Annotated in this window: 18 protein-coding genes; 6 read left to right on the top strand and 12 right to left on the bottom strand. The window is 64.4% G+C overall.

From position 1 onward, the window contains the following. Positions 1-80: 80 nt before the first annotated feature. On the bottom strand, positions 81-1124 hold the full coding sequence (locus AC4FS3_RS03990; RefSeq protein WP_491019482.1) for a helix-turn-helix transcriptional regulator: 1044 nt from the start codon (positions 1122-1124) through the stop codon (positions 81-83). Between the two features lie 111 nt (positions 1125-1235). On the opposite strand from AC4FS3_RS03990, the gene AC4FS3_RS03985 reads away from it, so the two are divergent. The 6 genes from AC4FS3_RS03985 to pdxR all read left to right on the top strand — a co-directional run bounded on the left by AC4FS3_RS03985 (position 1236) and on the right by pdxR (position 9684). After that, positions 1236-2099, top strand: coding sequence for a sugar phosphate isomerase/epimerase family protein (locus AC4FS3_RS03985; protein WP_491019481.1), 864 nt, complete (start codon positions 1236-1238; stop codon positions 2097-2099). Beyond that, positions 2096-3595 carry a sugar ABC transporter ATP-binding protein gene (locus AC4FS3_RS03980; RefSeq protein WP_491019480.1) on the top strand — a complete coding sequence of 500 codons (1500 nt, stop codon included), beginning with the start codon at positions 2096-2098 and terminating at the stop codon, positions 3593-3595. The genes AC4FS3_RS03985 and AC4FS3_RS03980 overlap by 4 nt, the downstream gene beginning before the upstream one ends. A gap of 2 nt (positions 3596-3597) precedes the next feature. Next, entirely contained in the window at positions 3598-4554 is a 957-nt protein-coding gene (locus tag AC4FS3_RS03975) for an ABC transporter permease (protein ID WP_491019479.1), read from the top strand. Beyond that, the gene (locus AC4FS3_RS03970; protein WP_491019478.1) at positions 4551-5528 is read left to right on the top strand and encodes an ABC transporter permease; all 978 of its coding nucleotides are present in this window, start codon (positions 4551-4553) and stop codon (positions 5526-5528) included. The genes AC4FS3_RS03975 and AC4FS3_RS03970 overlap by 4 nt, the downstream gene beginning before the upstream one ends. 35 nt (positions 5529-5563) lie before the next feature. Continuing rightward, complete coding sequence (locus AC4FS3_RS03965; RefSeq protein WP_491019477.1) at positions 5564-6697, top strand: substrate-binding domain-containing protein; 1134 nt, start codon at positions 5564-5566, stop codon at positions 6695-6697. A 1496-nt stretch (positions 6698-8193) separates the two neighbouring features. Beyond that, positions 8194-9684, top strand: coding sequence for a MocR-like pyridoxine biosynthesis transcription factor PdxR (pdxR, locus tag AC4FS3_RS03960; protein ID WP_491019476.1), 1491 nt, complete (start codon positions 8194-8196; stop codon positions 9682-9684). Here the strand turns inward: pdxR and AC4FS3_RS03955 are convergent. The 11 genes from AC4FS3_RS03955 to alr form a co-directional block, all read right to left on the bottom strand. After that, a complete protein-coding gene (locus AC4FS3_RS03955) occupies positions 9677-10336 on the bottom strand; it encodes an SDR family NAD(P)-dependent oxidoreductase (protein ID WP_491019475.1) in 660 nt (219 codons plus the stop codon). The genes pdxR and AC4FS3_RS03955 overlap by 8 nt on opposite strands. 131 nt (positions 10337-10467) lie before the next feature. Next, positions 10468-11943 (bottom strand): amidophosphoribosyltransferase, encoded by a 1476-nt coding sequence (gene purF / locus AC4FS3_RS03950; protein WP_491019474.1) that lies wholly within the window; start codon positions 11941-11943, stop codon positions 10468-10470. A gap of 121 nt (positions 11944-12064) precedes the next feature. Next, positions 12065-12724, bottom strand: a complete 660-nt coding sequence (locus AC4FS3_RS03945; RefSeq protein WP_283178313.1) for a CvpA family protein — start codon at positions 12722-12724, stop codon at positions 12065-12067. Positions 12725-12749: 25 nt separating this feature from the next. Then, positions 12750-14108, bottom strand: a complete 1359-nt coding sequence (gene radA, locus AC4FS3_RS03940; RefSeq protein WP_198835511.1) for a DNA repair protein RadA — start codon at positions 14106-14108, stop codon at positions 12750-12752. 186 nt (positions 14109-14294) lie between these two features. After that, the gene (locus tag AC4FS3_RS03935; protein WP_491019473.1) at positions 14295-15296 is read right to left on the bottom strand and encodes an LLM class flavin-dependent oxidoreductase; all 1002 of its coding nucleotides are present in this window, start codon (positions 15294-15296) and stop codon (positions 14295-14297) included. Further along, entirely contained in the window at positions 15289-15738 is a 450-nt protein-coding gene (locus AC4FS3_RS03930; RefSeq protein ID WP_283178311.1) for a paraquat-inducible protein A, read from the bottom strand. The genes AC4FS3_RS03935 and AC4FS3_RS03930 overlap by 8 nt, the downstream gene beginning before the upstream one ends. A gap of 169 nt (positions 15739-15907) precedes the next feature. Beyond that, a complete protein-coding gene (locus AC4FS3_RS03925; RefSeq protein WP_491019472.1) occupies positions 15908-16720 on the bottom strand; it encodes a DNA repair protein in 813 nt (270 codons plus the stop codon). A gap of 156 nt (positions 16721-16876) precedes the next feature. Further along, positions 16877-17254, bottom strand: a complete 378-nt coding sequence (locus tag AC4FS3_RS03920; protein WP_491019471.1) for a hypothetical protein — start codon at positions 17252-17254, stop codon at positions 16877-16879. A gap of 7 nt (positions 17255-17261) precedes the next feature. Further along, entirely contained in the window at positions 17262-18008 is a 747-nt protein-coding gene (locus AC4FS3_RS03915; protein ID WP_491019470.1) for an ABC transporter ATP-binding protein, read from the bottom strand. After that, on the bottom strand, positions 18005-18796 hold the full coding sequence (locus tag AC4FS3_RS03910) for an MlaE family ABC transporter permease (RefSeq protein ID WP_092898314.1): 792 nt from the start codon (positions 18794-18796) through the stop codon (positions 18005-18007). Before AC4FS3_RS03910 ends, AC4FS3_RS03915 begins: the two co-directional genes overlap by 4 nt. 5 nt (positions 18797-18801) lie before the next feature. Further along, positions 18802-19851, bottom strand: coding sequence for an alanine racemase (gene alr / locus AC4FS3_RS03905; RefSeq protein WP_491019469.1), 1050 nt, complete (start codon positions 19849-19851; stop codon positions 18802-18804). Positions 19852-19873: the final 22 nt, after the last annotated feature.

Below are 19873 nucleotides of genomic sequence, written 5' to 3'. Positions count from 1 at the left end.
CAAATGGTCGCCGACCCTTTCAAAAGAATTGCGGCAAAGGCGTGGCCTACATGGACTTACACGGGCCTGCATGGCCGGCCTCATTGCGCTGCCACCTGCCCGGTATTCCGGGGCGCCTCGCCAAATCGCTTGCGATAGGCGTTCGAGAAATACTGGCTGGAATTGAACCCGCAGGCAAAGGCGATATCGGTGACGCTGGCGGGATAGTTCCCGGACAAGAGGCCGCGCGCATGGTCCAGCCGCAGATGCTGCAGATACTGGCGCGGGGTCCTGTTGGTCAGCTGGCGGCACAGATCGGCAAAGCGGGTGCGCGACAGGCCGCATTCCTCGGCCATGCCATCCAGCGTCCAGTCTTCGGCCAGAGCATCGGGCAGGCGGCGCAAAAAGATCGCCACCGTATGCTGTGATGTGGAAAGCTGCGGGTCCAGTTCCGGAGATTGCGCGGCCATCCGCTCGATCAGGGACAGCATCACGGCGTTGATCGCAAGCTTCAGCCGGCTTTCGCCCTCTTCGGGGCTGCGGGTGGTCAGGATCTGCGGCAGGGCCTCAAACCCGCGCGCGAGGTCGGGATTGCCATCCCAGACCGGCCGCATGTTCTGGGTCAGAAGCTGGCCAAGGTGATGGGCCTCCGCGTCGGAAAACAGCATCCAGCCCGGCCAGTGCCATTGCTCGGACGGGCGGCGCAAACCGGCATCCAGCAGGATCCATACGAGGCGGCTGGCACCGACATGCGGCGCGCCGATGGCGTGCTGCTGCCAGGGCCGGATCACGATGAACTGGCCTTGCCGCAGATCGTAACTTCTGTCGTCGACCACCAGATCCAGCCGCCCGCGGGCCAGCCAGGCAATCTTGAACCCTTCATTGCAATGTCGCGCGAGGCCCCAGGTCTGAGTGTGCCGGGCATCCCAGAAGCCGACCGTGCAGATCCCGGGCAGAAGATCCCCGAGCCCCGTGCCGGGATAGCTGCCACGGGTCCAGGCATGCAGCTCGCATTCGCCCCGGCGCGCGGCGGCCTGCAATTCGCGGCAATTATCGGCATACATCATCGAATCCGGCTGGCGAAACACTGTTGGACGGCGGTTTTCGCAAGGCGGCGCCTCCCGGAACGGGCTGATCTCATTCATGGCGTTCCGCCTCCCCGCAGAAATATGACTTAAGATTTTTACCAATGATCATCCGTGCAAGTCAGCTTCTGTCAAGTCTGTCACCTTGTCTGCCGGGAAGAGGAGTTGACGATGAAGCTTGCCTTCAATCTGCTGGTGATCGGGGCCGCGATCACGCCGGCCCATGCGCAGCAACTGGCGCGACTGAAGGCACATGGCTATGACGCGCTGGAGATCCCGGTCTTTTCAGGAAATCCGGCGCAGTATCGCGACATCGGGCGCATTCTTGCCGATCTCGGCATCACGCCCGGGGCTGCCGCCGTGGCCACGCCCGAGGCGAACCCGGTCAGCCCCGATCCCGCCATTCGCGCCAGGGCGCGCGATCATCACCGCTGGATCGTTGATTGCACCCATGCGATGGGCGGCGAGATCATCGCAGGCCCGCTGCATTCGCCGGTCGGGGTCTTTACCGGCCTTGGCCCGACCGACACCGAGCGCGGCCATTGTGTGGACGCCATGCGGGCGCTGGCCGATTATGCGGGCGAAGCCGGCATCAGGGTGTCCGCCGAGGCGGTGAACCGCTTTGAATGCTATATGATGTCCACCATGGCCGAGGCCTCGCGTATCTTCCACGAGGTGGATCACCCGAATTACGGCTATATGTTCGACACCTTCCACGCCAATATCGAGGAAAAGGACGCGCCCGCGACCTATGAGCGCTATCACCGCGAAATCAACCACTTCCATGTCTCGGAAAATGACCGCGGCGTGCCTGGCACCGGCCATGTGCCGTTTCGGGCGCATTTCCGGGCCCTGCGCCGCTGCAACTATGACGGCTGGCTGACGGTCGAGGCCTTTGGCCGCGCTTTGCCGGAACTGGCCGGAGCGACCCGGGTCTGGCGCGATCTGTTTGACGATCTCGATACGCTTTTTGCCGATAGTGCGGCTTTCATCCGTCGCGAATGGGCGCTTGCCGGGGAGGGCCTCACGGCATGAACCCGGTCCTTGAAATGCGCGAAATCTCGAAGGAATTCCCCGGCGTCAGGGCGCTGGATGCGGTGAGTTTCGACTGCCTGCCCGGCGAGGTTCATGCGATCTGCGGCGAAAATGGCGCCGGGAAATCCACGCTGATGAAAGTGCTGGGCGGCAGCTACCGCCCCGATGCGGGCGAGATCCGTATCGGCGGCTCGGTGATGCGCCTTGCCCATCCGCGTGAGGCGGCGCAGGCCGGGATCGCGATCATCCATCAGGAACTCAGCCTGCTGCCACATCGCTCGGTGACCGAGAATATATTCATGGGGCATGAGATGGTGCGGAAGGGCTTTGCCGGGATGCTGCTTGACCGTGCGGCGATGCGGATGAGGGCCGTGGCTTTGCTGCAGCGTGTGGGCGCGCGGATCAGCCCGGATGATATCGTGGCAGAGCTTTCCATCGCGGAACAGCAGCTTGTCGAGATTGCCAAGGCGCTGCTGCTTGACGCGCGGATTCTGGTGCTGGACGAGCCGACCGCCGCGCTGGACGACCGCGATGCGCGGCATTTGCTGGATCTGATCCGCGCGCTGCGGGAGCAGGGGGTGGCACTGGTCTATATCTCCCACCGGATGCCTGAGGTTGCGGCGATTGGCGACCGGGTGACGGTGCTGAAAGACGGCCGGCTGGTCTGGACCCGTCCGCAGGCGGAGGCCACGATCCCCGCCATCGTTTCGGCCATGGTCGGGCGCGATCTGAAGGACTTCTACCCTGCCGCCCCGGTCAGCGCACCGGGGGAGACCGTCTTGCAGCTTCAGGATGTGCGGGCTGCGGGTCTGCCCGGCATCAGCCTGAGCCTGCGGCGGGGCGAGATCCTCGGCGTGGCCGGGCTGGAGGATTCCGGCAAGGGTCAGCTGGCGCGGCTGCTTGCAGGCGATCTGCGCCCAGAGGGGGGGACCGCCCGGCTGGCGGGCGAGCCGATGCCGCTGGGCAATCCGCGCCGGGTGATTGCGGCGGGGCTGGGCTATCTGCCGGCGGACCGCAAGCGCGAGGGGCTGGCGCTGCGCCAGTCAGTGCGCGACAACGCGGCCCTTGCGCTGCGCGCCATGCGGCCCGCCTGGGCCCGGCCCGGGGCAGGGGTCTTTTCCAAAGAGGCACTCGACGCGGGGCTTTCGCGGATGGATGTGCGCGCGGCCCATTACGGCCAGGACATCGGGGCGCTGTCCGGCGGCAATCAGCAAAAGGCGATCATTGCCCGCTGGCTGGCGCTGGACCCGGCGGTGCTTTTATTCGTCGAGCCGACGCGGGGCATCGACATCGCGGCCAAGGCGGCGATCTATCAGACCATGCGCGACACCGCCGATCAGGGGCGCGGCATCATCGTGGTCTCCTCTGATCTGCCCGAGCTGATCGGGATTTCCGACCGCATTCTCGTGATGCATCGCGGCACGATCCAGGGGGAATTGCCCCGCGGCGCCAGCGAGCAGGAGATCATGCGTCTCTCGCTGGGGGTGGCGGCATGAGGATGGGGAAGATCAGGCCACAATTTTCGGTGGCTGCGGTGCTTTTGCTGATCTCGCTGGTGATTTTCGTCGTAACGGCTGTCGCGACCGGCGAGATGGCGCAGTTTTCCCTTCAGGGGGTCACCGGGCTTTTGCAGCGCATGGTGGCGCTCGGGCTGGTGGCGATCGGCCAGACCTTCGTGGTCCTGGTGGCTTCGATCGACCTGTCGGTCGCGGCGGTGATTTCCGGCACGGCGGTGCTGGCGTCCTGGATGATGGGCGGCGATCCGGCAATGATCGTGCCTGCGGTTCTGCTGTGCCTGGGGTTTGCGCTGGCGGTCGGGCTGGTCAATGGCGCGCTGGTGGCGTTCGGGGGCATCAATCCGCTGATCGCGACGCTTGGCACCGGGCTGATCCTGCAAGGCGTGCTCTCGGCCGGCTACGGTCTCCTCGGCGGCTCTGTCGCGCCGGCGTTTCAGCAGCTGGCCTATGGCAGCCTTTTCGGCATTCCCTGGTCGGTGCTGGCGCTGTTCGGTCTTGGGCTGGCGATGGCCTTCGTGCTGAACCGCACGGTCCTTGGCGCGCGGATCTTTGCCGTGGGCGGCAACCCCGAAGGCGCGCGGCTTGCAGGTATCCGAACCGGCTGGGTCATCCTGACCGCCCATGTGATCTGCAGCCTTTTCGCGGGTCTGGCCGGGCTTTACCTGGCGGCACGGGTGCAGGCGGGCACGCCCTGGCTGGGCCGCGACGGCATTTATGATCTTGAATCCATCGCGGTGACGGTGATCGGGGGCACTTTGCTGGCCGGAGGCAAAGGCGGTATCGCGGGAACCCTTGCCGGCGTGTTTCTCTTCGCCAGCCTCGACGCGAGCTTCAACATGCTGGGGATCGACGCCTTCCTGAAACAGGTGCTGCGCGGCTTTATCATCATCGTGGCGGTCGCGGTCCATGCGATACGCGGCAGGGGGCATGTTGCATGAGCGAGACCCTGAACACCCCCCGCGTAGAGGCGGCACGGATTGCCGTGAATGCAGGCCTTGTCCTGTTCTTCGGGCTCTATGCGGTGATTGTGCTGATCCAGCCGAATTATCTGGAACCCGGGCTTTTCATGAATTTCCTGCGCCGGGCGGCGCCGCTGGTGATCCTCGCCTCGGGGCAGATTTACGTGATCCTGACCGGCGGGTTTGACCTCTCGGTGGGGGCGGTGGTCACCTTTACCGTCACGGCGGCGGCGCTTTTGATCAACGGAGATCCGGGAGCGACCTGGGGTGTGATCGCACTTTTATACCTGATGGGCGCGGCGATCGGGCTCTTTAACGGGCTGGTTGTCGCATATCTGAAAGTGCCTTCGATCATCGCGACACTTGGCACGATGCTCTGGCTGAACGGGCTGGCGCTTGCCTGGTCCGGAGGGGCTGCCCGCGGTGATCTGCCCGAAAATTTCCGTGATCCGGGGCGGTTCCAATGGCGTGATGTGCCGCTGATCGGCACACTGCCGATGGCGGCGCTGGTGCTGGTCGTGGTCTGCGCGCTTTTGTGGTGGGGGCTGCATGGCATGGGCTATGGCAAGCGCGCGCTGGCGGTGGGCGACAATCCGCGCGCGGCCGAACTGGCGGGCATCCCCGTCGCCCGCACCCGGATCACCGCCTTTGTCATCTCGTCGCTCGCGGCGGTGACGGCGGGCATCCTGCTGGGTGGTTTTTCGGGCGTCTCGGTCAATGCCGGTACCGGGCTGGAGCTGCAGTCGATTGCGGCCTGCGTGATCGGTGGCGCGATGCTCCTGGGCGGACGCGGCACGATCTGGTGCGCGATCTGGGGGGCGCTGTCGCTGTTCGCGCTGTTCACGCTTTTGAACCTGATGGGGCTGCCGCAGGCGCTGCGCGACAGCATCCAGGGGCTGATCCTGATCCTGGCGGTCGGCCTGACCGCATGGCGAACCCGTCGCCGCAGCTGAGTTCTTATTTCGGACCAATGAGGAGGAGAGATATAATGCAGAAGAAAGCAATGTTTGCCACCACCGTGGCGCTGTTTGCCCTGGTCAGTGCCGCAGGCGCCCAGGAGTTCAACGATCCGGCAGAATTCGCCAGACAGCGCGCGCAGCTCTCGATGACCCCGCAAGGCCCCGAAGGCCAGCCCTGGGCCCAGCATCTGGGCGACAGCATGGTCGATACCGCCAAATGGAAAAAGGACGGCCCGGCCACGATCTGTTTCTCGAATGCCGGGATCTTCAACCCCTGGCGCGTGGTGGGGATGCATAACTTCCAGGCCGAAGCCGAGGCGCAGGGCGACAGGATCAAAGAACTGATCGTCGTCGATGCCGAGGGTAAGGATGAAAAGCAGATCGCCGATATCGAGGCGCTGGTGGCGGGCGGCAAATGCGATGTGCTGATCGTCTCGCCGAATACGACCGCGGCCCTGACCCCGGCGGTCGAAGCGGCGGCAACGAAGCTGCCGGTCGTGGTCTTTGACCGGGGCGTCAATACCACCGCGCCGGTGACCTATATCCACCCGGTCGGCGGCTACGGTTTCGGGATTTCTTCGGGCGAGTTCATCGCGGCCAATCTGGAAAAGGGCGCCAATGTTCTGGCGCTCCGCATCGTGCCAGGCGTCGATGTGCTCGAGACCCGCTATTCGGCGGCAAAGAACATCTTTGATGAGGCCGGCCTCAATGTCGTGGGGTCTGAATTCACCGGCTCCGACCGGGCAAAGACGAAATCCGTGGTCGAGGATTATCTGAACCGTGGCATTCAGATCGATGCGATCTGGATGGATGCGGGCGATACCGCAACCGCTGCACTTGAGGCTTTCGAGGATGCCGGTCTGCCCTATCCGGTGATCTCGGGCGAGGATCAGCAGGATTTCCTGCGCAAATGGCGCGATGAGAATCTGACCGCGATCGCGCCGTCCTATCCGACGTATCAGTGGCGGACCCCGATCATCGCCGCGCTTGAGATTCTTGATGGCAAGCCGGTTCCTGGCCCGGAATGGGTGCTGCCGCAGCCCGCGATCACCGCCGAAACCCGCGATGGCTATATCGACGAGAAGCTCCCGCCGCTGCATTACAGCCTCTGCGGCTGCCAGGATCTGCCCGGCTATCCCGCACGCTGGGGCGGCAGCGACTGATATAAGCTGTTGATCAGGCGACCCTGCCATCCAGACCAGGATGGCAGGGTCGTACGGCTGCGGATTGGGGCTCGGGGCCGGGGGCTCCGATGCTCAGGCGCGCGCCCGCGCATGACTGGCCCTGAGCAGGCCGGTCACCCCAGCCTGGAAGAGTGCCGCAAAAAAGCCCGCGGCCCCGATTGGTCTGGAGCCGCAGAAGGCTCTGTCGCCACGCGGGCGCCGTTTGTGACCGGCCAGAGATCTCGGGTCCGGGTGTCAGCGCGGCTCGCAGAGGCCTGAACTTGTTTTCCCAAGCCTTGGACTGGCAATGGTTTGCCCCGTCACAGTCCCTCTCCGAAGGACCGGCGCCCGCGTCTGACCGGCCTGAGTGCAGCGCCAGAGGCAGGCATGGGGTCTCAGCGTGATCAGACGCAGTTCCGCATCCCGCCGGGTGCAGAGGCAAAACGAGCTCTCCGGCTGGGTGAGACAGAATGTCAGGGTCATGCACATGCAGCATCAGTCCGGCCTGATCCCCGGCCTGATCCCCGGCGATAAGCCACGCGGCTGGCCGCAGCATACGTCACGCCACTTTCATACTGATGACATCTAGACCGCATTTCGGCCTGTGAGATATCGCAGCGCGGCCCCGTTGGTCCGGCAAAGCTGCGCCCCTGGTCTGAACCTGCCGGTGCCTGCATTTGTGGCGCCACCAGCGGGCCGAGTTGTCAGGCTGGAGCGGGCTTCGCGGGGACTGATGTGGATCGGGGCGCGCGCGGGCCTCGCTGAAAACGTGGCAGGGCATCGTGGCGGGCATCATTGCAGCAGCCGGAGAACCTGCGTGCTGGTGGACGAGGCTTGCCATGTCATTTCCGAGATCGGCCTCGCCGTGACCTGTGTCGGAGAACACAGTCTCTCGACGTTGTTCGGCCCTTGGTGACTATTGGTTTGGTCAGAGGGCCCACGCAACGATCTGTTCAGCAACCATGAGGTCAGATGGGCCGATGGTCGCCGGCGGTTATGTGCCATGCCGTCCGTCAGCAGGTCGTTCTTCCCTCCAACCCGCATCCACGCCGGCGGGCGGTTGCTCTGGCCGATGCGCTATGATGGATCGGAGGTACGGTTCTGCAGATCGGGGCTTCCGTCTGGGTGAGGAATGCAGAGAGCCGTCCGCTCCAGGCCAGATCGGCAGATGCCGAAGCGATGGCCGCTGGCGATGCCTGCCTTGCGTCACCTGACGCAGGCAGCCATGACGCAAAGGCTGAATGCGCCGAACTGGAAGACGTGATTTCAATAGCTTACAGATGATCCGCTGCCGTCTTCGCCGGCAGAAATTATCCACGATCAAATCAGCTGCACCTTTCATCTGTTCTTGAACATCCCGGGAGAGGCCGCCGGACGGGCGGACGGGGGCCGCGCGCGCTCGCACCCCTGGCCCTGGGCAAGCCGCTTTTCATTGCAACCGGTGTCGTATATGGCCAGTCTTGTCGTGGGTTTCGGTCCAGTCGGAGGGGCGGCAGATGGCGATTCCAGTCGAGGCATTCTTTCTGGCGTCCGGCGCGGCGGGGACGCTGCAAAGCCGGATCCGGGCCATGGTGACCGAGGGGATCCTTTCGGGGCGCTTCCGGCCGGGGCAGAAGATGCCTTCTTCGCGCGGGCTTGCGGCACATCTGGGGATCTCGCGCATCACCGTCACGCTGGCCTATGGCGACCTGGTATCCTCCGATTATCTCACGTCGCGCGGGCGATCGGGCTATTATGTTTCGGACAATGCCCCCCGCGCGCCGGATTTTCCAAGCCCCGCCCGCCCTGCCCAAGAGGTTGATTATCATGCGTTTTCGGGCGGGCGCTTTACCCGCGCGATGCAGGGTGTCGAGCGCCCGGATGACTGGGAGCGCTATCCCTGGCCCTTTATCTATGGCCAGACCGATCCCACGCTGTTTGACCATCAGAACTGGCGGGCCTGCGCGTTACGGGCTCTGGGGCGGCGGGATTTTTCGACCCTCACCTCGGATTTCTATGAGCGCGACGATCCGGCGCTGATCGAACAGGTTTTGCGGGTGATCCTGCCGCGGCGTGGCATCGCAGCGGGGCCGGATGAGGTGCTGCTGACAATGGGGGCGCAGAATGCGCTCTGGATCGCGACCGAGATCTTGCTGGGCGAGCCCGCGCGCGGTCATCGCGCGGTGATCGAGAACCCGTGTTATCAGGGGATCCGACGGGTGCTGGAGGTCTCGGGCGCCGAGGTGGTCTCGCTTGATGTTGATGAGGGCGGGCTGCCTTTGGCGGGATTTGCGCCCGGTGGTCAGGTGCGGCGCGGTGATGTGGTCTATGTCACGCCGTCCCATCAGGCGCCGACCAATGCGACCATGGCGCTGGAGCGGCGGCTTAAGCTGCTGGAGGCTGCAAGCCGCGAGGATTTCATCATCATCGAAGATGATTACGAATTCGAGATGAGCTTTCTGAAGCCGGTTTCACCGGCGCTCAAGTCTTTGGACAAGGCGGGGCGGGTGATCTATGCGGGCTCGTTTTCCAAGTCGATCTTTCCGGGGATGCGGCTGGGCTATCTGGTGGCACCGCCGGGGTTTATCGCGGAGGCGCGGGCTTTGCGGTCGATGGCGCTGAAACATCCGCCCGGTCACATTCAGCGCACCGTCGCCTATTTTCTGGCCGAGGGCCATTATGATGCGCTGATCAACCGGATGCGGTCTGCGTTCCGGCGCCGCCGCCAGGGGATGGAAGAGGCGATCCAGGCCGAGGGGCTGACCATTGCGGGCCAGGGCGGCTATGGCGGATCTTCGTTCTGGATGCGCGCGGGCGCGGGAGTAGATACCGCCCGGGTGGCGCAGGATCTGCGCAAGGAGGGCGTGCTGATCGAGCCGGGGCAGAGCTTTTTCGACCCGGAACGTGTGGCGCGGAATTACTACCGGCTGGCTTATTCTTCGATCCAGCCGGCGCGGATCCCCGAAGGGATCCAGAAGATCGCACGGGCTATGGCGTCGGTCAGCTGAGCGCGAGATCGAGGAGGCGCGCGGCCTCGGCCTTCGGGTCGGCAAGGGGCGCGCGGTCTTCGCCGGGATGGAAGCGGGCGCGCAAAGCGGTCGGCATCGGGGCAGGGGCGGCGATCACGACTTTCGGGCCGATGCGCTGTGTCTCGGCCGCCCAGGCACGGGCGAGCGCCAGCTGTGCGGCTTTGGTGGCGCCGTAAGCGGCGGAATTGGCCGTGCCGGGGAAGGGGTCATCAGGGATCAGGGCGGTGCCTTTGCCCGCGCGCAACAGCGGCTCGACCAGGGTGATCAGCTGCGAGGTCGCGCGCAGATTGGTGGCGATGGATTTATCGAGGTCTTTCATATCGACCGAGGAGGCCGGAGCAAGGGCGGTCGCATGGATCGCGGTATGGGCCCAGAAGCCGAGGCTGCCCCAGCGGGCGGCGATCGAGTCGGTCAGGTGGCGCATGGCGTCTTCATTGGTGACATCCATCGGCGCGAGCGTCAGGCTGCCCGCACCGGGCAGGCCCTGGGCTTTGACCCGGTCATCGAGATCTTCCAGCCCGCCGGTGGTGCGCGCGACCGCGACGACATGCCAGCCGCGCAGCGCCAGCTGTTCGGCGAGGCCGGCACCAAGACCGCGGGAAGCACCTGTCACAAGGGCTGTTCTGGACATGAGCTGGCTCCGATAGCTGGTGCTGGAAAGCCGGGGGCGCTTCGCCCCCCGGACCCCCAGAGGATATTTCTGGACAGATGAAAAAGGGCAGCGAGGATGCGGCCGGGGGCCGCGCCTCTGTCCTGCCTGCGTTATTCGGCGGCGGTTTTCATCTCGAAACCTTCATCCAGCTTGTCGGCGGGGATGACAGGATATTCGCCCGAGAAGCAGGCATCGCAATATTGCGGGCTGCGGTTGTTGCGGCCTTTGGCCTCGCCTGCCGCGCGGTAGAGCCCGTCCAGCGAGATGAATTTCAGACTGTCGACGCCGATCCAGTCGCGCATCTCGTCTTCGGTCATGGTGGCGGCGAGGAGCTTCGAGCGCTCGGGCGTGTCTACGCCGTAGAAACAGGGCCAGGCGGTGGGGGGGGACGCGATGCGGAAGTGAACTTCGGCCGCGCCTGCATCAATGATCATGTCTTTGATCTTGCGGGACGTGGTGCCGCGCACGACCGAATCGTCGACAAGGATCACGCGTTTGCCGCGGATAAGGGCGCGGTTCACATTGAGCTTGAGGCGCACACCCATATTGCGGATCTGCTCAGTCGGCTCGATGAACGTGCGGCCCATATACTGGTTGCGGGTGATGCCGAGGCCGAAGGGGATGCCCGATTGCGCGGCAAAGCCGATGGCGGCGGGGGTGCCGCTGTCCGGGACCGGGCAGACGAGATCGGCATCGACCGGGCTCTCCAGCGCGAGTTCTACGCCGATCTGGCGGCGGGTCTCATAGACTGACCGGCCGCCGACGATGCTGTCGGGGCGCGAGAAATAGACCTGTTCAAAGATGCAGGAGCGGCCTTTGGCATGCGGGAAGGGGCGCGAGCTTTCGATATGACCGTTCTCGATCACGACCATCTCGCCCGGTTCGATCTCGCGGATGAATTCGGCGCCGATGATATCGAGCGCGCAGGTTTCCGAGGCCAGCACATAGCCCTCGCCCAGGCGGCCAAGGACCAGCGGGCGTACGCCGAGTGCGTCGCGCACCCCCATCAGTTTCGTACGGGTCATGGCGATGACGGAAAACGCGCCTTCGACCAGACGCAGCGCGTCTTTCAGACGTTCGGCCTGGGTTTTCTGCAGGGAGCGCGCCATCAGATGGATGATGCATTCTGAATCAGAGGAAGACTGGAAGATGGCGCCGCGCGCGATCAGGTCTTTTCTCAGCCGCGCCGCATTGGTCAGGTTGCCGTTATGGGCAATGGCGCAGCCACCAATGGCGAATTCGCCGAAGAAGGGCTGCACATCGCGGATCTGGGCAGTGCCTTTCGATCCGGCGGTGGAATAGCGCACATGGCCGATGCCCAGATCGCCGGGCAGCAGGTTCATCACGGCGGAAGAGGTGAATTTGTCGCGCACATAGCCGAAACGGCGTTCGGAATGGAAACCGGTTTCGGCCTCATAGGTGACGATGCCACCGGCCTCCTGGCCGCGGTGCTGCAGGGCATGCAGCCCGAGCGCCACGAAATTCGCGGCATCGGCGAGGCCAATGACCCCGAAAATCCCGCATTCTTCCTTCAGCTTGTCCCCGTCATTCAGGGGTTCAAACGGGTGGGCGGGAAAACGGCGCATCTGGCCTCCGATCCGGCTGCTTCTTCGCGGCTGATGTAGTCGCTGAGAGTGCCAGAGTCACCCCCCGTTGTCATGCATATGTTGCAGGTCGGGCGCTGCGCAAATGCACAGCCGGCGCGGATCAGGGCGCCGGCGCCGGAACCGGGGCCGGAATGGGCGCCGCTGCCGGGTCTTGTGCGGGCGCGGTTTCACCATTTGCGGGCGGCGGGCTCACCGGCTGGGCGGTTTCGGCCGAACATACATTGGTCAGGTCATTATAGCGTGCCACGATCCAGCCAGGTGCATCGGTGGGGATCGCATTGTCGATCGAGGCCTGGAAATTTGCGAAGACCTTGGCGGTGCGGGAATTGTCGATCGCGGTGATCGAATGATTCGCCAGGGCGCGGTCATAGACGATGAAGGCGACTGCGATGAGCAGCACGCCGCGTGCCACACCAAAGACGAAACCAAGCGCCTGGTCGATGCCGCCAAGCGCCGAGCGCTGCACAATCGACGAGAACAGGGGCGTGAACAAAGCCGCGACGATCAGCCCGATGGCAAAGACCGCTGCGAAGGAGGCGACGACCGAAAGCTCGCAGCTGTCGGCGAGGAACTGGCCGACCATCGGGATCTCGCGCACGATGGGCATGGCCGAGGGCGCGAAGATGAAGGCCACGATGGCCGCGCCGATCCAGCCGACAATCGCCATGCCTTCGCGGACAAGGCCGCGCGAATAGGCGAGAACCGCCGAGAGCAGGATGATCAGGGCCGCGCCGCCATCGACCCAGGTGAAATTGTCCATTCCGCTCTCTCCTGCCGGACGCGCCTCAGCCCGCCCCGAACATCTCGCCCGTAAAAGCCGTGAGATCGGCCATTTCGCGCAGTTTCAACCCACCCTGCGCGCCGGGTTTCGATCCCTTGGGCAGTGCCGCCTGTGTGAAACCAAGTTTCGCCGCTTCTTTCAACCTGTTTTCGGTCTGGGACACCGGGCGCAGCGCGCCCGAGAGCGAGATTTCCCCGAAAAGCACCATGTCACGCGGGATCGCCACATCTTCGCGCGCCGACAAAAGCGCGGCGGCAACGGCCAGATCGGCGGCGGGCTCGGTCACGCGCATGCCGCCTGCGACATTGAGGAAAACATCAAGCCCGGTGAAAGGAATACCGACGCGCGCCTCCAGCACGGCGAGGATGGTCGAGAGCCTGCCCGAATCAAGTCCGACCACCGTGCGGCGCGGCGTGCCCAGAGGCGAGGGCGCGACAAGGGCCTGTATTTCGGTCAGGACCGGCCTTGTGCCCTCGATCCCGGCGAAGACGGCGGAACCGGGGGCAGGTGCATCGCGGTTCGCGAGAAACAGCGCCGAAGGGTTGGTGACCTCGGAAAGCCCCCGGCCGGTCATCTCGAAAACGCCGATCTCGTCCGAGGCGCCAAAGCGGTTCTTGACGGCGCGTAAGATACGGAACTGATGGCCGCGCTCGCCTTCGAAATACAGCACGGTATCGACCATATGCTCGACCACACGCGGGCCGGCAATCTGGCCCTCTTTGGTGACATGGCCCACGATGATGATGGCGACGCCGCACCGTTTGGCGAAGTTCACCAGCTCATGCGCGGCGGCACGGACCTGAGAGACCGAGCCTGGCGCCGCCGCGACCGTGTCGAGCCACATGGTCTGGATCGAATCGATGATGGCAAGGCCCGGGCGCTCGGCATCCAGCGTGGTGAGGATATCCCTCAGGCTGGTCTCGGTGCCGAGCATGACCGGCGCATCGGTGAGACCAAGGCGCTGTGCCCGCATCCGGACCTGGGCTGCCGCCTCCTCGCCGGAGATATAAATGCATTTCAGCCCGGTCTTCGCGAAACTGGCGGCGGCCTGCAACAGAAGGGTCGATTTCCCGATCCCCGGATCGCCGCCGACCAGAATGGCCGAGGCCGGCACGAGGCCCCCCCCCAGCACGAGATCCAGCTCGGATATGCCCGAGGTGGCGCGGGGCGGCGGTGCTTCTTCCGTCGCAAGATCCGTCAGCGCGACCTGCTTGCCCCTGGGGCCCAGCGGTTTAGGGCCTGAGGAGAGCGGTGCCTCTTCGATGATCGAATTCCAGGCGCCACAGGCATCGCAGCGTCCGGCCCATTTGCGCGAACTCGCGCCGCAGGCGGTGCAGGTGAAAGAGGGGGCGGATTTGCTCATGCTCTGACCTCGCATGGCGGGGCAGGCGGGGGCAAGAGGGGGCCAGCCCCCTCGGCCCTTTCAGGGCCTCACCCCCGGGATATTTGAGGGACAGAAAATGAGAGCAGAAGGGAGGCTCATTTTCTGTCTTTTAAATATCCCCGCCGGAGGCTTCCGCCGGGGGGCCAGAGGAGACCGGCTGACCGGTCAGGCCGCAGACAGCCCCCAGGCCTGAGCGGTCAGTTCCAGCGAGCGCCGGCGGGCCGCAGGGTCCCAGATATCGGAGACGATGATGAATTCATCGGCCTGTGTCCGCAGTTGCAAGGCCTTCAGCCCGGCTTTGACCTCATCCGGAGTGCCGACGACAGCACAGCCAAGCATGCGGGAGACCTGGCTTTCCTCGCGGATGTTCCAATAGGTTGAAATATCGTCGATCGGCGGCTGGGACAGGCCGCGTGCGCCGCGGAAGATGCCGGTAAAGCTCATCTGAGCGGTGGTGAAGAGGCGGCGGGCTTCGGCGGAGGTCTCGGCGCAGATCACATTGACGCCGACCATGGCACAGGGCGTTTTGCGTTGCGCCGAGGGTTTGAAACGCGAGCGGTAGATATGCAGCGCCTCATCAAGGTAATCAGGCGCGAAATGCGAAGCGAAGCCATAGGGCAGGCCCAGTTCTGCCGCCAGCATGGCACCGAATTCCGACGAGCCAAGGATCCAGAAATCCACCTCGGTTCCGGCGGCGGGCCAGGCGCGGATATAGCCCGGCTCATCCGCGGGCGCGAACCAGTGCATCAGCTCCATCACCTCTTGTGGGAAGCGCTCTGCGGCTCCGACCGGGGTGCGGATGGCGCGCAAGGTCGCCTGATCGGTTCCCGGCGCGCGGCCAAGGCCCAGATCGACGCGGCCGGGAAAAAGCGAGGCCAGCGTGCCGAATTGCTCGGCGATGATATAGGGCGAGTGATTGGGCAACATGATGCCGCCCGATCCGATCCGGATCCGCTTTGTGTGCTGCCCGGCATGGGCCAGCACCACTGCGGTCGCGGCCGAGGCGATGCTTTCCATATTGTGATGCTCGGCCACCCAGTAGCGGTTATAGCCCAGGCGGTCGGCAACCGTCGCAATACTCTGGGCCTCGGACAGCGCATTGGCTGCATCAAACCCCTCGCGCACCCGGACGAGATCAAGAAGAGAAAGTGGAATATTATCAGTCATTTGAAGGTCGCTCCTTGCCGGGAATGCGCCCGGCATTCCAGGCGATCAGGATCGAGGTAAGCACGCAAAGGGTGAAAAGCCAGAGGCCCCAGGCGGTTTCTATCGTGACCCAGCCGGCGCCTTTGGCGACAAGGATATAGAGCGCGATCAGGAAAACATCTGCCATGGCCAGCTTGCCAAGGAACTGCAGCACCGGCAACACGGCGCGGGAAAGCAGGCCAAACTGTAAAAGCGCAAGGCCGATGGTTTTGAGATAGGGCGCAAACACCGCGAGAAAGGTCACCAGCAAGGCAAGGGCGGGATCCGTGCCCCAGAGCGTTTGCAGCCCGGTGATGACGGATATCTCATCCATGCCGAACAGCGGCAGCAGGGCCGCGCGCATCAGCGGTGCGAACCAGGCGATGGGGAAGAGAACCAGAAGCGAGAGATTGAGCCAACGCATGGCGGCAGCTTGCATCCGCTCAGCGCGAGGTCAAGGGGAGCGCGGAAGAGGGGGCGCTGCCCCCGGCCCGGCTCCGCCGGTCCTCCCCCGGGATATTTAAGAGACAGATGAAAGGAACTGCGCGGCCCTGATTTCATCTGTCTCTTAAATATCCCCGCCGGAGGCTTCCTCAATCAGCCAGGGGCGTCTGGCTGCGGGGATCTGGCCGGAGGGGGCCGGGTTTTGGCAGGGGAACGACATTGCCTTCGGGCTCGTTGCGGTCTTCGATATCGACGGCATAGCCGAGCCCGGGCAGGATCTCGCGCAGATCGGCCTCAAGCCGTTTGAGCTGGATCCGGGCGTGCTGTTCCTCGGCCTCGATGGCGGCAAGCCAGCGGCGCATTTCGTCGCAGATGCCGCGCGCGAGCCGCAGCCGCTCGTTCAGCGCGTCGATCTCTTGCTGGCGCTGTTCCAGGAAACCTTTTGCCCGCGCCACTTTCGCATCGGAATAGGTCTGGGCCAGAGCGCGGGTTTCATGGCTCATCTGTGCCGCGAGTTGCAGCAGCTCCGGCTCCAGCCCGGCGAAATCGGGGTGGCGGCGCAGCTCTTCCATCCGCGCGCGGATCGAGTCGAATTCCGCGGACAGGCCGAAGAGCCCGGTACGGTCAGCCTCATGCGACATCTGATAGGCGCGGGCGACATCCGAGACGCCCATCGCAAAGCTGCGATGCCCGGCCTCGAGCCGTGCCATGCGGCTGTTTGCGGGCAACCAGAAGACCAGCATCGCCAGCAATGCGGTCAGTCCGATCTGCAGCCACATGCCTGCATTCGCGACCGGCACCCCGCCCAGCGATAGTGCTATTTCCGGCCAGGAGCTCCAGCCAAGGGCTGCGAAAAGACTGGTGCCCATAAGGATCAGGCTGGCCCCGAAAATCACGGCATGGGCACAGACCTGGCCGGCGGCTAAAACCCTGCGCAAAGCTGCGCGATCATCTGAAAACATGCCCAACCCCCGTTACGGCCTTTTCAGGCAAAGGCTGAACGTCTTAAATTTGCAAGAAAAAACCTGAATTTACGGGCGAGTGAGAAACCGAATCCTGTGGAAAGCCGGGACTGTTTCGATCCTGTCAACGTTCTGCGCGGTGTGGTTGTGCCTGGGTCAGTGCAACAGCGCGCGCACCAGCGCCACCAGACAGGCGATCACGATGGTCACCAGATGCGACACCACCCAGCCATGTGCCCAGACCGGGCTGGGCCAGCGGTTCCAGACATGGGCACCCCAGGCGGCCAGCACCGAGACCCAAAGCAGGGTCGAGACCAGCACCGATATGGCATGGCCCGACGGATCAACGAAATGCAGTGGCAGCGCCAGCCAGACCAGCGTGATCAGCGCAAGCCCCGTCAGGCGGAACGCGCCGTTATGGCGTCGCCGTATCCCCGTCAGCCCGGCCACCAGAACCACCGCCGGGAAAAGCAGCAAGAGCCATTGCATCACTGGCGACGGCGTCAGGAGCCGGTTGAGAAAATCACTTTCCATCACGGCCTCAGCGTACGGAAGGGATCGGGCCTTCGGCGCGACCATGGATGAACTGTTGCACGTAAGGGTCTGAAGTGTCATCCATTTCGGTGACAGACCCTGTCCAGCGCACGATGCCTCCATGCAGCATCGCCACCCTGTCGGCAATGGCGCGCACGCTTGTCATGTCATGGGTGATCGTCATTGCGGTCGCGCCCATTTCGGTCACGATCTCGCGGATCAGCTCATTGATGACGCCTGACATGATCGGGTCGAGGCCAGTGGTCGGCTCATCGAAGAAGATGATCTCCGGGTTGGCGGCGATGGCGCGGGCGAGGCCGACGCGCTTTTGCATGCCTCCCGAGAGCTCGGCCGGGAAGAGGTCGGCGACCTGGGGGCCGAGGCCCACGCGGCGCAGTTTCTCGACCGCGATTTCCCGCGCCTCGTGTTTGGGGCGTTTCAGGCGCCCGCGCAGCAGGCGGAAGGCGACATTCTCCCAGACCGGCATCGAATCGAACAAAGCCGCGCCCTGGAACAGCATCCCGAACCGGGCCAGAAAGGCGTCACGCTCGTGACGCGCCACATCCTGGCCGTCGAGCGTGATCGTGCCGCGATCCGGCGTCACCAGCCCCAGCACCGATTTCAGCATCACCGATTTGCCGGTTCCCGAGCCCCCGATGATCACCATGCTCTCGCCGCGCGCGATGCTCAGATCGACGCCGTTCAGCACCTGATTGCTGCCAAAGGCCTTATATACGCCGCTGAGCTCTATCATGCCGAGAAGAAGGCCTCTGTAAGCAGGTAATTGGCGGCGAGGATCAGCACCGAGGCCGAGACAACGGCAGATTTGGTCGCCGCCCCCACGCCCTGGGCGCCACGCCCGGAATTCATCCCATGCCAGCAGCCCATCAGCGCCACGATGAAGCCAAAGACCGCGCCCTTCACAAGGCCCGAGCCGATGTCCCAGACCTGCAGGAAATCGACGGTGTTCCTGATATAGGTGGCCGAGTTGAAATCAAGCCGCGTCACCCCCACAAGCCAGCCGCCCATGATCCCGATGGAATCGCCGACCGCGACCAGCACCGGCAACGTCAGCACCGCCGCCAGCAGGCGCGGCACCGTCAGATATTTCATCGGATCGGTCGAAAGCGTGGTCAGCGCATCGATCTGTTCGGTGACTTTCATCGTCCCGATCTCGGCGGCAATGGAAGAGGCCACCCGTGCCGCTACCATCAGCCCGCCCAAGACCGGGCCAAGCTCGCGCGCCATGCCAATGGCGACGATCTGCGGCACCACGGCCTCGGCCCCGAAACGGTTGCCGCCGGCATAGATCTGAAGCGCCAACGCGCCGCCGGTGAAAATCGCGGTCATGCCCACAACCGGCAGAGAGAACCAGCCGATCTGCATCACCGCCTGGCCGAATTCGCGCCAGTAAAACGGCGGCCGGAAGATATGGCTCACCGCCACCATCGCGAATAGCGCCACCCGCCCGATCGCTGCAAGCAGCTCCAGCACCGGCCGCCCGAGTGCCGCCAGAAACGCCGCTGGCCGTCCGTTCAGCATCCCCGTCACCCGCGCGTCTCGAGATAACGGCGGCTGTAGCGCTTGCCGAGCCCGGTGAGGATCTCATAGCCGATGGTGCCGGCCGCATCGGCCAGATCATCCACCGACTGATGCGGCCCGAGAATATCGAGGCTTTTCGGGATCTCTTTCAGATGGGTGACATCGACGGTGATCAGATCCATCGAAACCCGGCCGATAAGCGGGCAGGGCGTGTCGCCATCCCATAAGACCGCATTGTTCGAAAGGGTGCGCGGCAGCCCGTCGGCATAGCCGGCAGCCACCGTGGCGATGACCGAGGGCACTTCCGGCTCCCATGACGCGGCATAGCCAACCACTTCGCCGGGCATCACATCGCGGGTCTGGATCACCGGCAAAGACAGGGTGACAACGCGCTCGGCCATTTCGAACGGCCGCCCGCCATAAAGCCCGATCCCGGCGCGGGTCAGATCGAAATGATATTTCGGCCCCAGCAGGATGCCTCCCGTGGCGGCAAAGCTGCGCGGCAGGCTGGTGCCATCGGTCATCTCATGGAAGGCTTCCAGCTGCGCCTGGTTCATGGGATGGTCCGGCTCGTCGGCACAGGCGAGATGGCTCATCAGCATCGCCGGGCCGGCCTCGATGATGATCGGCGCCACCGCCTGCCATTCCACCGGCTCAACGCCGAGCCGGTTCATCCCGCTGTCGAGCTGGACCCCGAACGGATGGCCCGGCAGCGCCTCCAGATGGCGGGTGATCTGCTCAAGGCTGTTGAGCATCGGTGTCAGCTCAAGATCATTGAGCATCTCAGTGTCGCCGGCCATATGGCCCGAGAGGATATTGATCTGCGGCCCGGGCCCAAGCGCCTGACGCACCGCCGCGCCTTCTTCGGCGGCTGCGACAAAAAAGCGCCGCGCCCCGGCCCAGGCCAAAGCCCGCGCCACCTTGCCGGCGCCCAGACCGTAAGCATCGGCTTTGACCACCGCAGCGGTTTGCACTTCGGGCGCGGAAAGACGGTCCAGCGCGCGCCAGTTGGCGGCGATGGCGTCGAGATCAACGGTGAGGGACGATGTGGCCATGAGGATAACTTCCTGGCATCTG

This window comes from Pseudogemmobacter sp. TB195 (assembly GCF_058313095.1).
The sequence above is the reverse complement of the archived record's forward strand: the minus strand, read 5'-3'. Positions and strand labels throughout refer to the sequence as shown.

Excerpts from the sequence above, each read along its gene's own strand:
- AC4FS3_RS03990 (WP_491019482.1), bottom strand. The coding sequence starts at position 1,124 with ATGAATGAGATCAGCCCGTTCCGGGAGGCGCCGCCTTGCGAAAACCGC.
- AC4FS3_RS03985 (WP_491019481.1), top strand. The coding sequence starts at position 1,236 with ATGAAGCTTGCCTTCAATCTGCTGGTGATCGGGGCCGCGATCACGCCG.
- AC4FS3_RS03980 (WP_491019480.1), top strand. The coding sequence starts at position 2,096 with ATGAACCCGGTCCTTGAAATGCGCGAAATCTCGAAGGAATTCCCCGGC.
- AC4FS3_RS03975 (WP_491019479.1), top strand. The coding sequence starts at position 3,598 with ATGGGGAAGATCAGGCCACAATTTTCGGTGGCTGCGGTGCTTTTGCTG.
- AC4FS3_RS03970 (WP_491019478.1), top strand. The coding sequence starts at position 4,551 with ATGAGCGAGACCCTGAACACCCCCCGCGTAGAGGCGGCACGGATTGCC.
- AC4FS3_RS03965 (WP_491019477.1), top strand. The coding sequence starts at position 5,564 with ATGCAGAAGAAAGCAATGTTTGCCACCACCGTGGCGCTGTTTGCCCTG.
- pdxR (WP_491019476.1), top strand. The coding sequence starts at position 8,194 with ATGGCGATTCCAGTCGAGGCATTCTTTCTGGCGTCCGGCGCGGCGGGG.
- AC4FS3_RS03955 (WP_491019475.1), bottom strand. The coding sequence starts at position 10,336 with ATGTCCAGAACAGCCCTTGTGACAGGTGCTTCCCGCGGTCTTGGTGCC.
- purF (WP_491019474.1), bottom strand. The coding sequence starts at position 11,943 with ATGCGCCGTTTTCCCGCCCACCCGTTTGAACCCCTGAATGACGGGGAC.
- AC4FS3_RS03945 (WP_283178313.1), bottom strand. The coding sequence starts at position 12,724 with ATGGACAATTTCACCTGGGTCGATGGCGGCGCGGCCCTGATCATCCTG.
- radA (WP_198835511.1), bottom strand. The coding sequence starts at position 14,108 with ATGAGCAAATCCGCCCCCTCTTTCACCTGCACCGCCTGCGGCGCGAGT.
- AC4FS3_RS03935 (WP_491019473.1), bottom strand. The coding sequence starts at position 15,296 with ATGACTGATAATATTCCACTTTCTCTTCTTGATCTCGTCCGGGTGCGC.
- AC4FS3_RS03930 (WP_283178311.1), bottom strand. The coding sequence starts at position 15,738 with ATGCGTTGGCTCAATCTCTCGCTTCTGGTTCTCTTCCCCATCGCCTGG.
- AC4FS3_RS03925 (WP_491019472.1), bottom strand. The coding sequence starts at position 16,720 with ATGTTTTCAGATGATCGCGCAGCTTTGCGCAGGGTTTTAGCCGCCGGC.
- AC4FS3_RS03920 (WP_491019471.1), bottom strand. The coding sequence starts at position 17,254 with ATGGAAAGTGATTTTCTCAACCGGCTCCTGACGCCGTCGCCAGTGATG.
- AC4FS3_RS03915 (WP_491019470.1), bottom strand. The coding sequence starts at position 18,008 with ATGATAGAGCTCAGCGGCGTATATAAGGCCTTTGGCAGCAATCAGGTG.
- AC4FS3_RS03910 (WP_092898314.1), bottom strand. The coding sequence starts at position 18,796 with ATGCTGAACGGACGGCCAGCGGCGTTTCTGGCGGCACTCGGGCGGCCG.
- alr (WP_491019469.1), bottom strand. The coding sequence starts at position 19,851 with ATGGCCACATCGTCCCTCACCGTTGATCTCGACGCCATCGCCGCCAAC.